At 37.5% G+C, this 13,768-nt stretch carries 13 protein-coding genes; 12 read left to right on the top strand and 1 reads right to left on the bottom strand.

The genetic code is table 11. The features are described from left to right. Positions 1-151 precede the first annotated feature (151 nt). The 10 genes from IQ247_RS06610 (at position 152) to IQ247_RS06655 (ending at position 9,031) form a co-directional block, all read left to right on the top strand. On the top strand, positions 152-808 hold the full coding sequence (locus IQ247_RS06610; RefSeq protein WP_193918252.1) for an HAD-IB family phosphatase: 657 nt from the start codon (positions 152-154) through the stop codon (positions 806-808). 348 nt (positions 809-1,156) lie between these two features. Beyond that, entirely contained in the window at positions 1,157-1,324 is a 168-nt protein-coding gene (locus IQ247_RS06615) for a DoxX-related protein (protein WP_193918254.1), read from the top strand. Positions 1,325-1,779: 455 nt separating this feature from the next. Next, positions 1,780-2,313 carry a Dps family protein gene (locus tag IQ247_RS06620; protein WP_193918256.1) on the top strand — a complete coding sequence of 178 codons (534 nt, stop codon included), beginning with the start codon at positions 1,780-1,782 and terminating at the stop codon, positions 2,311-2,313. 60 nt (positions 2,314-2,373) lie between these two features. Next, entirely contained in the window at positions 2,374-3,138 is a 765-nt protein-coding gene (locus IQ247_RS06625) for a ChaB family protein (RefSeq protein ID WP_193918258.1), read from the top strand. A gap of 539 nt (positions 3,139-3,677) precedes the next feature. Next, positions 3,678-3,863 carry a hypothetical protein gene (locus IQ247_RS06630; protein ID WP_193918260.1) on the top strand — a complete coding sequence of 62 codons (186 nt, stop codon included), beginning with the start codon at positions 3,678-3,680 and terminating at the stop codon, positions 3,861-3,863. Positions 3,864-3,899: 36 nt separating this feature from the next. After that, entirely contained in the window at positions 3,900-4,895 is a 996-nt protein-coding gene (locus tag IQ247_RS06635) for an RNA polymerase sigma factor, RpoD/SigA family (protein WP_193918262.1), read from the top strand. 140 nt (positions 4,896-5,035) lie between these two features. Then, complete coding sequence (locus tag IQ247_RS06640) at positions 5,036-5,500, top strand: TspO/MBR family protein (protein ID WP_193918264.1); 465 nt, start codon at positions 5,036-5,038, stop codon at positions 5,498-5,500. 52 nt (positions 5,501-5,552) lie between these two features. Then, positions 5,553-6,599: a mechanosensitive ion channel family protein gene (locus IQ247_RS06645; RefSeq protein ID WP_193918266.1), complete on the top strand. Its 1,047-nt coding sequence runs from the start codon at positions 5,553-5,555 to the stop codon at positions 6,597-6,599. Further along, on the top strand, positions 6,596-7,945 hold the full coding sequence (locus IQ247_RS06650) for a DUF2254 domain-containing protein (RefSeq protein ID WP_193918268.1): 1,350 nt from the start codon (positions 6,596-6,598) through the stop codon (positions 7,943-7,945). Before IQ247_RS06645 ends, IQ247_RS06650 begins: the two co-directional genes overlap by 4 nt. A 369-nt stretch (positions 7,946-8,314) precedes the next feature. Next, positions 8,315-9,031: a dienelactone hydrolase family protein gene (locus IQ247_RS06655; protein WP_193918270.1), complete on the top strand. Its 717-nt coding sequence runs from the start codon at positions 8,315-8,317 to the stop codon at positions 9,029-9,031. Here IQ247_RS06655 and IQ247_RS06660 read toward each other — a convergent pair. Then, positions 8,999-9,616, bottom strand: coding sequence for a 4Fe-4S single cluster domain-containing protein (locus IQ247_RS06660; protein ID WP_193918272.1), 618 nt, complete (start codon positions 9,614-9,616; stop codon positions 8,999-9,001). The genes IQ247_RS06655 and IQ247_RS06660 overlap by 33 nt on opposite strands. A gap of 122 nt (positions 9,617-9,738) precedes the next feature. Between IQ247_RS06660 and IQ247_RS06665 the strand changes: the two genes are divergently transcribed. Together IQ247_RS06665 and IQ247_RS06670 are read left to right on the top strand one after the other, a co-directional pair. After that, the gene (locus IQ247_RS06665) at positions 9,739-9,948 is read left to right on the top strand and encodes a hypothetical protein (protein WP_193918274.1); all 210 of its coding nucleotides are present in this window, start codon (positions 9,739-9,741) and stop codon (positions 9,946-9,948) included. Positions 9,949-10,021: 73 nt separating this feature from the next. Further along, positions 10,022-13,768 (top strand): PAS domain S-box protein (locus tag IQ247_RS06670; protein ID WP_193918276.1); only part of this gene is annotated, 3,747 nt, incomplete at its 3' end.

The raw sequence follows: 13,768 nt of genomic DNA on the forward strand, positions 1-13,768 counted from the left end.
AAATAGTTCGATATTTTATTTTTTAGATGAGACGTAGCACTGCTACGTCTCTACATTTATGGCGATGAATAGCCTCTATAGGGGTAGAATATAAACAGCAAATATGTAGATATAGTGAAAACCGCTATAATATAAGTAGAATTTCCAAAAAATGACGAATCAATACGATAAGATAATTATTTTTGATTGCGACAGTACTTTAAGCAGTATTGAAGGAGTTGATGAGTTAGCTCGTGTAGCAGGTGAAGAAGCAACTCAAGAAATTGAAAAAATGACTGCTGAAGCAATGGAAGGTAAGATTACTTTAGAAAGTATTTTTGCTAAACGTTTATCTATTATTCAACCGACTGCTGAAAGTGTTTCGCAAGTTGGTAAATTATATATTGAAACCGTAGAACCTTCCGCAAAGCAAGTTATTACAACTTTGAAAAATCAAGGTTGGATACCAGTCATTTTAAGCGGTGGTTATCGTCAAGCAATCAAACCTCTAGCCGATTATCTAGATGTAGAGTTAATCGAAGCTGTTGACCTGTATTTTCACGAAGATGGCAGTTATCGTGACTTTGACCGTAATTATCCTTCAACTCGTTCCGGTGGTAAACCCGAAATTGTCAAAAGTTTACGCCATAAATATTCACCAAGAATAATTGTCGCTGTCGGTGATGGTGTCAGCGATTTAGAATCTAAATCTGCTGTTGATATGTTTATTGGGTTTGGTAGATATGCTATCAGAGAAAAAGTTAAACAACAAGCCGATTATTTTATTACCGATTTACAGGAAATAGTTTCTTTGGTTGAAAATTTGTAATTGAGAGAGTTACATATACAGAGTATTTTTTACAACTGGCCATGGTTAAAAATAAGTATTTATTTGCAAGAAATACGGCTTTTTATTTTTATGTATAGCATCTAATAATACTTTGAACCATGGTATTGAGGACGATTCGGATTGAAGTAATTGAGACACTTTTGAAATAATCAGATGCAAAAGCAACGACAAACAAATACCCAATGCCCTAAATCGCGGTATTGGGACTCAATTTCGGCAACATCTTTGAGTGTATCATTAGAAAATTCCGCGTTGCGACTCTATCAACACTATCAATAAGCGATTAATAAAGCATTCTCAGAAAACTTAGCAGAAGGTAGCAAAACTATGGCAACCTTGATTGTTTTTTTAATCTGTGTGTTTCCGTCCAACGTTTACGCAGCCATAAATTCAGTGGATTTTGGTGGTAATGAAAACGGACCTCGTTACCTACTGTTCCGCCTACCGCTGCAAGTGTTATTAATTGGATGGACTTGGATTGTGACAGTGCGGTAATCTCTGGAGGTCATTGATTCAATCATTAATCATCAAATACCGAAGTATAATTTCGCTAATGCAAGACTTTTTTGCTCAGATGTGGGGAAATAACAAGAAGGACACGAAACTTCGTCACACAGAACTAGAACTACTGCTGAAAGAAACGGGTTTTCTTGCTGATGCTTAATCTTGGGCGCTGTTGAGTCCCTCGTCGTTAGCGCTGTATTGTGAGAATTTTTAACGCCAACCTACTTAAAGTATCATCCTATCTTTTGATGTAAAGATGTTATTTTTATACATTTTAATTTGATGCTTTCAAATTTTTGCCCGGTGATAATCTTGTGACAGAACTATATAAAAAGTATTAGGTATTTATCGTTAACATCTAACCTGAGATTATCACCTTTGATTGATTTTTGGAAAAAATAAATATGTTCAAATTGAGGGAGAGTTAAATTTAGAGAAACTAAATTATGCGTAGCATTAATATTGGATTGACAGAGCAACAGCGTAAAGGTGTTTGCGAATTATTGAACAATGATTTAGCAGATGCTTATTTACTGTTAGTTAAAACAAAAAAATACCATTGGGATGTAGTGGGACCTCAATTCCGTAGTTTGCATGAATTGTGGGAAGAACACTATCAAATCCTAACAGCAAATATAGATTCCATCGCCGAACGTGTACGTGCTTTGGGTTATTTTCCTGTTGGTACTATGCAAGGATTTCTGCAACTGACATCCTTAAAAGAAAATCCAGAAAATCTACCTTTAGCAACTCAAATGGTATCTAAATTGGTAGATGACCACGAACAGATTATCCGTAATTTACGCGAACATATTGATAAATGTGCTGATGACTTCCACGATGAAGGAACTGCTGACTTCCTTACCGGATTAATGGAAGGACACGAAGAAATGGCTTGGATGTTGCGCTCCTTTATTGAAGGAGAATCTTTGCAAGCAGATGGTAGAACACCTGAAAAAACTGCTGTAGGTGTTAATTAGAAGCAGCAAATTCCATTTTTAACTCATATTCGTGAATTGCATTAATACAGGGGAATCGATATGTCAGAATATAAAGCAGAACGTACTGTTTCAGGTGTTTTCAAACAGCAAGAACAAGTTGAAAATGTTGTCCGTCGTTTGTTGGATAGAGGTGTAACCCGCGAACATATTTCGGTAATGGGTAACAACTTCCAATCTGAAACTAGAATTTCAGGTTTTATTACCAAGAAAGACGTTATTTTAGGCGGATTGAGAACAGGAGCAGTCTTCGGTTCTTTGTTTGGCTCCTTTTTAGGTTTGCTTTCTGGTGTAGGAGTGCTGTTTATTCCCTTCGTAGGTTCAGTTGTAGCAGCGGGACCTATCGGTGGAGCGCTTTTAGGAGCCGCAAGTGGTGCATTAGCTGGTAGTGCTGGTGCAGGTTTAGCTTCGGTATTAGCAACTTTGGGAATGCCTAAAGAGAAAGCTGCTGTCTACGAAACTCGCTTGAAAGCTGGTGAGTTTATTGTAATGGCAGAAGTACCTGCTGATAAAACCGGAGAAATTTTACTGCTCCTACAAAGTGCTGGTGGTGAAGAAACTCATACTAGCGAAGTTACTTTACCTCGTGCTTGTTCTGGTAATTGTAATAGCGCTGAAGATTTAGCCCCTGAAGTACGTTCTCATTTATCGGAAACCGCTCAAAAAACTTTCATCGAACGCTACAATTCTGTATTAGATGAAACTAAAGATGAAAGTAAAGCGGAAGAAGCTGCTTGGAATGCAATTCACCAACAGTATGAGGAAGATGAAAATGGAATTTGGTCTAAACAAAAAGTAACTGCTTAAAAATAGGAAAAGGATGAAGTTCCAATACTTTATCCTTTATCCTGTATTAAGTATTAGGAAGAATAAACTAAAACATGAAGTATGAACGAGAATTTATACTTCATCTTTTGTTCTGGCTCTTAATCTATTCTTAAACATATTTTTTCTATTACTTAACGTAAGTATAGAACTAAATAATTTTTCCAAACCAAAATCTAAGAAAAACTCATAAATAAATGACACAAAATAAACAATTTAGATCAAATCTATAGCAATTAGCTACACAAAAGTTAGATTATCCTGGGAAGTAGCTGGATATTGGGATGATTTATAATCAAGAACGAAGAAGATGCCGAAATCACTTGCAAGGCTGTGTAAAAAAAGCAGCAGATGTCAGCGATTTAGAGGCTTATCGTCAAGCAGTAGAACAAAAAATAGATAAATATGCTAAATTAAACATCCTGGTTAAGATTGCTGCTTAACGAATGGTACAATAATATATCGAGGATTTGAGTATCGAACAATTTAAACATACTCATATTATTTACGGTTATTTTTATATGGAAAAAGCGGCATTACCTTATCTTCAAGAAGCCAATTATATATATGTAGTAGATTCGAGTTTCTTCCCTGAAGTTGGGGCTATGAATCCCAAATTTACAATAGTAGCTAATGCTTCAAGAGTAGCCGAACATCTCATACAAAAATTAGATGCAACGCCGGAAAAGTTTGATTTTTGCAATTAATACCCTTGTTGAAGTTTTCAGGAGTTTTTGATTAATATGCAACCCGCAACTATTAATAATAAAGAAAACAGCGCATCCGCCAAGCAAAGACTAAATACAGATACTGTGCGTGCTTTTTTAGTTCAAATTGGGCGCGTACCATTATTGACTCGTGAACAAGAAGTATTTTATGCCCAACAAGTTAAGCAATTAATGCAATTGCTGGAAATTAAAGAAAAATTAACCATTAAAATAGACTCCGAACCCGATTTTTCTGTGTGGGCTGATGCAGTAGGAATGACCGAATCCCAACTGCAAGAAACCCTTGATAAATGCGAATTTGCCCGACAAAAAATGATTGAAGCGAACTTACGTTTAGTAGTGGCGATCGCAAAAAAATATCAGCATCATAATTTGGAATTTGTCGATTTAATTCAAGAAGGAACTTTAGGTTTACAAAGAGGAGTAGAAAAGTTTGACCCTGATAAAGGTTATAAATTTTCTACCTACGCTTATTGGTGGATTAGACAAGCAATTACGCGGGCATTAGACCAAAAAAGTCGTTCCATCCGTTTACCAATTCATGTATGTCAAACGTTAAAAAAAATTAAGAAAGCACGACGAGATTTAACCCAAGAATTAGGACGTACACCGACAATAGCAGATATTGCTGAATCTGTTGCTTTAAACCCATCGCAAATTCAAGATTATCTACATATGTCGCGTCAACCCGTATCATTAGATTTACGAGTTGGTGAAGGACAAGATACGGAATTACAAGATTTACTTGAAGACACAAGTTCTTCTATAGATGATTACGTCAATCATCAATCATTGCGGGAATGTCTTGATGAAATGTTGATTGAATTAACTCCTCAACAGCGAGAAGTTGTGAATTTACATTTTGGTTTAAGTGATGGGCGGGAATTAACATTAACTGAAGTCGCAAAACGTATGGATATTTCTCATACCAGAGTCCGACAGTTACAACGTCAAGCAATTGCTCGTTTACGTCGTAAAAAAATGAAAGTTAAGAGTTTTATTGCAAATTAATAATCATAGGTTAAAGGTTAAAGGTTAGAGGTTAAAGGTGGACAGTTGACAGTCCTGTTTGTTAATTTCTCACTCCGGTGGTACTCACTTTTCACTCCTCACTCATAACTCTTAACTCCTCACTCCTCACTCCTAAAGCAATGCTAAAATCTTGGATGGTAATCGGAGCTGTAACTTTTATAGTGGCTCTTGGAAGTAGTATAATCAGACCCAAAGATGTCAAATGGTTTAAGCGATTGCAGCGACCAAGTTGGCTGACATTTGAAAAGTTAATTCCAATTATTTGGACAGTAATTTTTATTTGCGGTGCTTGGTCTGCCTATATAATTTGGGAACGGGAACCCGGTAGTTCTCAAACTTGGTTTTTAATGGGTTTATATTTACTTTTAGAAATAGTCATTGTTGCTTTTACTCCGGTTTCATTGTGGTTACAAAATATGAAAGCAGGAGCAATTGTCGGAGGAGTAGGATTTGTGATTGGAATCATCCTGACTTTGTTCGTTTTACAAGTTTCAGGTTGGGCGGCATTATTATTAGTACCTTATTTAATTTGGAGTCCCATCGGTACTTATACTGCTTGGAAAATATATCAATTGAACAATTAATAATTACCAACCATAAATTAACCATCATCAACTAACAACTAACAACCATCAAATGATAATTGCACAAGTACCTTCAGCATCAGATACAAAAGCAGAAATAACATCAGCTTGGGATAGAGTTCAATTATTAATAGATAATTCTATCGCTCGATTACCAAGTGTTATCTTGGCAATTATTGTTTTTATCATCTTTTTTTTGATTGCTAGGACTGTTAAACAAGTAATAAAACGAGTGACCCGTCGTCGTCGTAATGCTCGCAGTTTAGGAATGGTTTTGGGGCGCTTAGCTCAGGGTACAATAATTTTAGTTGGTTTATTTGTTGCCTTAACAATTATTATTCCTTCGTTTCAAGTCGGCGATTTAGTGCAATTGTTAGGAATAAGTGGAGTAGCAGTTGGTTTTGCTTTCCGCGATATTTTACAAAACTTTTTAGCTGGAATTTTAATTTTACTTACCGAACCTTTTCAAATTAACGACCAAATAGTATTTAAAAATTTTGAAGGAACAGTAGAAAATATTGAAACACGAGCGACTACAATTAGAACTTATGATGGTCGCCGAATTGTGATTCCCAATGCCGAACTTTTTACTAATTCTGTCACCGTAAATACCGCTTTTGGAAATCGACGCATTGAATATGATTTTGGTATCGGTTATGGAGATGATATTGACTTTGCCAAACAGTTAATTCTCGAAGCAATAAATGAAACCGAAGGAGTGCTTCAAGATCCAGCAGCGGATGTACTGGTAGTCGATTTGGCAGACTTTACCGTGAATATTCGCGCTCGTTGGTGGATACAGCCACCCCGTCGTGCCGATGCCTTGGATTTTCGCGATAAAGTACTCAGTGCTGTGAAAAATAAATTGACCGCTAACGGTGTTGATTTGCCGTTCCCAACTCAACAAATCCTCTTCCACGATCAAACAGAAGAGACAGACGGTAACAGAAATCGTCAGCGGGAAGGATGGCCATCTGGTTTTGGGAAAGTACCTCAAAGCCGCAGTATTGGGGGTTCCTTAAACCGTTTGATTCACAGTCAAATTCCCAGAGAAGATAAAGATGGTAACAATAAAACTTCGATTATTGATCGGCAATGAAAAACGTCTGGTTGGGTAAGCTGTGGGATTCGATTAATTCAAGCTATTGGGTTGTACCTGCACTGATGATGGCTGGAAGTGTTGCCCTAGCCTTTGGTTTACTCCATTTAGATAGATTAGGCTATTACGGTCCACTTCAAGAGTGGGGCTGGATTTATGCTGGTAGTTCCGATGGCGCTCGTGCTGTACTTTCAGCCGTTGCAGGTTCTATGATTAGCGTTACTGCTACAGCTTTTTCGATTACTATTGTGGCGCTTCAGCTTGCTTCTTCCAACTTTGGTCCGCGACTCTTGCGTAATTTCATGCAGGACATAGGCAATAAATTAGTACTCGGTACATTTATTAGTACTTTTATTTATTCAATATTAGTATTACGAGAAGTTTATGGAAGCAGCGATGAGAGAGATAAGTTCATACCCTATCTTTCCGTCACTGTAGGAATTTTGTTGGCTGTAATTAGTACGGCAGTATTAATTTATTTCATTCATCATGCATCCACGATCATTCAAGTTTCTCATGTAATTGCTGAGGTTAGTAAAGATTTAGATAATGCGATAGAAAGATTATTTCCTCAGAAAATTGGACATAACGAACCCGAAGACAAAGATTCGTTGACCAAAATACCCGTCGATTTTGATACTGAAGCTTTCCCCATTAGGTCTTTATATAAAGGTTATGTGCAAGCAATTGATGATCAAAAGTTAATGGATATAGCTTGTAAACATAACTTAATGGTAAAAGTATTAATTCGACCGGGAAAGTTTACGATTAAGGGAAGTTCCATCGTCAAAATACTTTCGATGGATAGGGATAATTATAATACGCCTAATTTTACTAAGATTCAACAACAAATTAACAAAGCATTTATCTTCGGTAGAGAGCGTACTGAACAACAAGATATAGAATTTCCCATCGCTCAATTAGTTGAGATAGCTTTACGGGCTTTATCTCCGAGTCTCAACGACCCCTTCACTGCAATCCGCTGTATAAACCAACTCAGTGCTGGACTTTCACACTTGGTTCAAAAAGATTTTCCCTCACCTTATCGTTATGATGCATTTAGAAATCTTCGCGTAATTGCTTATCCGGTCACGTTTGCAGGATTAACTGATGCTGCTTTTAATCAAATTCGCCAAAATCTTTCTAGCGATGCATCTGTAAATATTCGTTTATTGGAATCTATCGCGATGATTGCTAATTATACAGAAAAATCTTCAGATAAAACAGCTTTGCGTCGTCATGCAGATTTGGTATTACAAGCTAGTCATCAAGGATTATCTTTTGAAGAAGATAAAAAAGATGTTGAACAACGTTATCAAGTCGTATTGAAAACATTAGCTTGTTAAAAACAAGTCTGTGTCATATATTACTTACGGAATATATCTAAAGTTAGTTGTTGGATAATATTTTTTACAATTATAATTACATTTTGAATATGTATGACATCATATCCGGTTAAACACTTGGAGAATTTATAGCAAATTTCAGTTGAGTCCAATACATTAAAACCTCACCCCTCCCCTCTCCAAGGCATCGCAGAGGGGTACTCAGATGGCGGGGTGAGGTAAAATTTGTATCGCACCCAAGTGAAAACCGCTATAGATCCCCGATTTATTGAAGAAGTCGGGGATCTGAAGAAATACAACTAAAAAAGTAAAAAAACATATATTAGTAATATAAATAAATAATTACCATTTTTTTAAAAGGATACCAAAGTGAATACCACTTTCTTGCATAACGTAGAAGAAAAAATAGTTTCAATCGAAGTTGATTCTACTCATTTAGAAGCAGAAATAGTTTTACCTAGAAGCTGTCAAGGAATTGTCGTATTTGTACATAGTAGTGGAATTGGTCGCTACAGCACTCGCAATCGTTACCTTGCTCATATGTTAAGGCAAACAGCGGGATTAGGTACCGTACAAATTGATTTATTAACACCTCAAGAAGAGGCAATCGACTTACGCAGCAGACATTGTAGTAGTAACGTTAAACTACTATCAACAAGATTAATTGGTGCAGCAAATTGGCTAATTAATAATCCTCTTACCAGTGATTTGAAAATTGGTTATTTTGGAGAACAAACGGGGGGAGGTGCAGCTTTACTTGCAGCAGCAGAAAATCCCGACTTAGTAGGGGCTGTAGTTTCGTGCAGCGGACAAACTTGTTTAACATCATCAGTTTTATCTAACCTACAAACACCAACTTTATTGATTGTCGGTGAAAATGACCTACCAACCATCGCCACAAATGAAGACACGCTCAAACTAATTAAGACATCTGATAAAGAATTAAGCATGATCCAAAATGCTAGCCGTCAATTTAAAGAACCAGGTGCATTTGAAGAAGTTGCTCGTTTATCAAGTCGTTGGTTTGAAAAATATTTATCAATTAACGATAATTTATTCCATCCAACCACGGTATCCAGTAACTAAACGGCTGCCATCTTTAAATACGTGTATCTCGATTTGGTCGCTAGCCCAAGTAATTTTATCCTCAAAATCTGGGTTAAATATGCGGACGTGCTGATTACTTGATGAAACCGGAGAATTGGGAGAATTTATTGCTAAAGACTCGATAAAAGGTCCGTCAATTAAAATATCCAATTGTTCTAACAATTCTTTTGCACCTGGTGGTGCTTGTTCCGACTGCAATTTTTCCAATGTGAAGCCAGTAAAAGACATGACATTTAACCCAGCAGCTTTCACCTTACGAGCTAAACTAGCTAATGCTGGAGCTTGCCAAAAAGGTTCTCCTCCAGAGAATGTAACTCCTGTATTTCCCGGTTTACTCAGAATTTTTTCCGCGAGGGAATCAACTGATTCAAGCTGATTAATTTCAAATGACCAAGATTCCGGATTGAAACAACCCCCACATTCTCGTTTACAACCTTGTACCCAGATTACAGCCCGACTTCCAGGACCATTTACTTCCGACTCATCAACGTAACCCATGATGTTCAAATAGCCAGGGGGAACGTCATTTTCTGAAGGATATGGATTAGTTGACTTTATTGCCATTTTTTGCTCCTTTTAGCCGTCATATTTATAATGACGGTTCTTGCTATCAGAATGCATCCGCGAAGTCTACTTTATAAAATGTTATCGATAATTCCATTAAAAAAAAATTATCACGCAGTGATATGCATCACTGTCGCATTGCGATCGCGACTGGTAACGTAGAAACCTATATTCAACTTTCGTTTTTTTTACACATAATTGATGATACATCAGAAAATTTGCATTTACGATCGGGTATTTTAGCTACTTCCAATGCGCTCCGTAATTACCATTCACCCTTTTTGGTGCGGTTGATCTCTCTTTGCTCTGCGCTGACTGTGCGAGAAGATTAAGCCACTTCTAGCTTCTGCTGGGAGCAAAAATTTCGCTTAATGTAGTAATCCCCTATATCGACGGTTATCATGTATGTCATCAGAAGCGCGATCGCAACAAACAACCGAAACCGCAAAACGTTTGAGTGAACAGAAGTTAGCTTCAGCATTCCGTTTGAGTCCCGACCCGATTTTCCTCAGTATATTTTCTGAGATGACTTATATAGAAGTTAACGACAGTTTTTGTAAATTTTTTGGTTATACGCGAGAACAGGTAATTGGATGTAAGGGAAAAGAGTTAGAAATTTGGCAGGATTCAGAGCAATGCAATGATTTAGTGCAGCTTATAGCTGAACAAGGGACAATTCGCAACCAAGAAGTAGATTTTCGTGCTGCCGGGGGAGAAGTGAAAACAATGTTGTTGAGTGCGGAGTTAATAGAAATCAACGCACAGCAATATGTTTTAGCTACAGCTAGAGATATCACCGAGCGCAAACAAGCGCAGTTGGAAACTCGTTTATTGTTGGAAGCAACCCAAGCTATTAGTAAAGCAATTGATATCGATAGCGCTTTGAGTTTTATTCTCCGGTTAATTTGCCAACATATAAACTGGGATTTTGGGGAAGCGTGGATTCCTAGTAGCGATGGTAGGGTGTTGGAATACTGTTTGGGTTGGTATGGTTCGCAAGATAGTTTAGCAGAGTTTAGCCACCATAGCGAAACCATGAGGTTTAGTCAAGGATTGGGATTACCGGGATTGGTGTGGGCAAGCAAAGAATCCCAATGGTTAGAAGACATTTCCCAAGTTTCCCAGACAAAGTTTATGCGTAGAGAAATAGGTTTGCAAGTAGGCTTAAAAAGCTGTTTTGGGATACCGATTTTGAATGGGGGTGAAGTGCTGGCTGTTTTGATGTTTTTTAAAAGCTGTACTAAAAGTCGGGATAAACATTTATTGGAATTAGTCAGCGCTGTAGCAGCACAATTGGGGGGGTTAATTAAACGTAAACAAGCCCAAACTGCTCATAGATACAGTGAAGAAAGATTGCAATTAGCTTTAAAAGCCAGCGATTTAGGTTTATGGGATTGGAATATTCGCGATTCTAAAGTTTACCGCGATTCGCGTTGGAAGAAAATGCTCGGTTATGAAGATTGGGAAATTGGTGAAGATGCTTTAAATTTACGACGATTGATACATCCGGAAGATTGGGAATTTATCCAGCAAGAGTTAAAAGCATATTTACAGGGAAAAATTCCGATTTATCAAGTAGAATTTCGGATGCTTTGTAAAAATCAAGAATGGAAATGGATTGAGTCTCGCGGACAAATCTTTGAGCGCGATTCTGCTGGGAGACCGTTACGAATGACAGGTACTCATAAGGATATCACAGAACGTAAACAAGCAGAAGTTGTTTTACAAGAAAGTGAAAGACGTTTTCGGGCGATTTTTAACTCTAGTTTTGGATTTACGGCACTATTACAACCCAATGGTAAAATTATCTCACTCAATCAAACAGCCCTTGATTTATTTGGTTTAGTAGAAAGGGAAGTTGTAGGTTTACCATTTTGGCACTGTTTAGGAAGACAAATTTGCTGTTGTCAAAATAATCTACAAGCAATAATTCAACGAGGCGCAAATGGTGAATTTATTCGCGATGAAGTAGATGTTATCGACAATCATGGCAATATAGTGACAATTGATTGTTCTCTCAAACCAATATTTGATGACAATAATCGGGTAGTATTGTTAATTGTTGAAGGACGTGATATCACTCAGCGTAAAATCTTAGAAAAAGAAGTAGCTTTACGGGAAGCTCGATTAAATGCTTTTTTTAGTAGCGCTCCCGTAGGATTGAATATTGTAGATAGACAATTAAGATATATTCAAATCAACGAATTACTTGCTGAAATTAACGGTATATCCGTAGAAGAACATCTTGGTAAAACCATTCAAGAAATTCTACCAACTATAGCTCCTAGGATAGAACTACTTTACCAGCAAGTTTTAGCAACCAATCAATCAATTCTCAATATTGAAATCAGCGGTGCTTTCATCAGGCAACCTGCGGAGAAGCGTGACTTTCTATTTTCTTGTTTTCCCATCCCTGGAGAAGATAATATCCCCACAGGAGTAGGAACCGTATTAATCGAAATAACTGCTCTCAAACGCGCCGAAACAGCTTTGCGGGAACGAGAAGAAGCATTTCGCGCTATCTTTGAAAATGCCGCAGTCGGAATTGCTCAAGTTTCTCTCGATGATAGATTTATCAAAGTTAATCAGCAGTTTTGTGAGATTGTCGGCTATTCCAAATCCCAGCTTCTACAACTTAACTGCACCGAAATTACTCACCCCGATTCCCTTGCAGAATGTGTCGATTATTGCAACCAATTAGCGCAAAATCAAATCGATGTATTTTCCATGGAAAAAGCCTTTATCCGCAAAAATGGTGAGGTGATTTGGACAAATTTAACAGCATCGGTAGTACGTGAAACCTCTGGAGAAATCAAATACTTTATTGGCGTAATTGAAGACATCAGTAAGCGTAAAAATGCTGAAAAACAAATGCGTTTAGCAACTGAACGATTGCAATATTTACTGGCTTCCTCCCCAGCTGTAATTTTCAGCTGTTTACCTTCAGGCAGCTTCGACAACACATTTATTAGTCAAAACGTTTCGGAAATAGCGGGTTATCAAGCACAACAATTTTTATCGGAATCCGGTTTCTGGATGCGTCACGTACATCCAGAAGATTTACCCAAACTGCAAAAACAACTATCTCAAGCCTTGAATCAAGAATACTTCACTTGTGAATATCGCTTTTTACACAGTGATGGTACTTATCATTGGTTTAGCGAACAAACACGATTAATTCGCGATCAAAAAGGCTACCCTTTAGAATATGTAGGCTATTGGATAGATATCAACGAAGCCAAACAAACCGAGTTAAAACTACAACTTAGCCAGCGACGATATCAAAACCTAGCAGAAGCTTGTCCAGTTGCCATTGTCAATACCGATGCTGATGGATTGTGTATTTATTTTAATCAACATTGGACTGAAATTAGCGGACTTTCCATCGAAGAATCTTTAGGGGATGGTTGGATGAAAGTACTACATCCCGATGACCGCGAAACAGTTGTAAAATTATGGAGAGAAGCGGTAAAAACAAAAACATCCTTTGTTAAGGACTGTCGTTGCCTTCGTCCTGATGGTAAAGTTGTCTGGGTTATGGGTAAAGCATTGCCGGAAATTGACGAAAACGGTGAATTCAAAGGTTATATTGCCACCATCACCGATATTACCGACATCAAACTTGCTCAACAAGCTCTACAACAAGCCGTCATTGCCGCAGATGCAGCCAACCGAGCCAAAAGCGAATTTTTAGCCAACATGAGCCACGAATTGCGAACTCCTCTCAACGCAATTTTAGGCTTTAGCCAATTAATGTCACAAGATAAAACTATTACAGAAGAACATCAAAATTCCTTAGCAATTATTAACCGTGCAGGAGAACATTTACTCAGCTTAATCAACGATATTCTCGAAATGTCCAAAATCGAAGCCGGTAGAATATCATTAAATATTATCGACTTCGATTTACATATCTTCTTAGATAACCTCCAAGAAATGTTACGTTTCCGCGCTTCAGGAAAAGGTTTACAACTCATATTTGAAAAGGCAGCAGACATTCCCCATTATATTCAAGGTGACGTTAGTAAACTGCGTCAAGTTCTGATCAATCTCTTAGGAAACGCCATTAAATTTACTAAAAAAGGTAGCGTTAAGTTAAGTGTAAAGATGGGGAGACAAGGGCATGGGGAGACAAGGGGATGGGGAGACAAG

The sequence above is a fragment of the Plectonema cf. radiosum LEGE 06105 genome, from assembly GCF_015207665.1.
Taxonomy (GTDB): domain Bacteria; phylum Cyanobacteriota; class Cyanobacteriia; order Cyanobacteriales; family Nostocaceae; genus Rivularia; species Rivularia radiosa_A.

Excerpts from the sequence above, each read along its gene's own strand:
- IQ247_RS06665 (WP_193918274.1), top strand. The coding sequence starts at position 9,739 with ATGCATCACTGTCGCATTGCGATCGCGACTGGTAACGTAGAAACCTAT.
- IQ247_RS06660 (WP_193918272.1), bottom strand. The coding sequence starts at position 9,616 with ATGGCAATAAAGTCAACTAATCCATATCCTTCAGAAAATGACGTTCCC.
- IQ247_RS06630 (WP_193918260.1), top strand. The coding sequence starts at position 3,678 with ATGGAAAAAGCGGCATTACCTTATCTTCAAGAAGCCAATTATATATAT.
- IQ247_RS06635 (WP_193918262.1), top strand. The coding sequence starts at position 3,900 with ATGCAACCCGCAACTATTAATAATAAAGAAAACAGCGCATCCGCCAAG.
- IQ247_RS06645 (WP_193918266.1), top strand. The coding sequence starts at position 5,553 with ATGATAATTGCACAAGTACCTTCAGCATCAGATACAAAAGCAGAAATA.
- IQ247_RS06625 (WP_193918258.1), top strand. The coding sequence starts at position 2,374 with ATGTCAGAATATAAAGCAGAACGTACTGTTTCAGGTGTTTTCAAACAG.
- IQ247_RS06615 (WP_193918254.1), top strand. The coding sequence starts at position 1,157 with ATGGCAACCTTGATTGTTTTTTTAATCTGTGTGTTTCCGTCCAACGTT.
- IQ247_RS06610 (WP_193918252.1), top strand. The coding sequence starts at position 152 with ATGACGAATCAATACGATAAGATAATTATTTTTGATTGCGACAGTACT.
- IQ247_RS06620 (WP_193918256.1), top strand. The coding sequence starts at position 1,780 with ATGCGTAGCATTAATATTGGATTGACAGAGCAACAGCGTAAAGGTGTT.
- IQ247_RS06650 (WP_193918268.1), top strand. The coding sequence starts at position 6,596 with ATGAAAAACGTCTGGTTGGGTAAGCTGTGGGATTCGATTAATTCAAGC.
- IQ247_RS06640 (WP_193918264.1), top strand. The coding sequence starts at position 5,036 with ATGCTAAAATCTTGGATGGTAATCGGAGCTGTAACTTTTATAGTGGCT.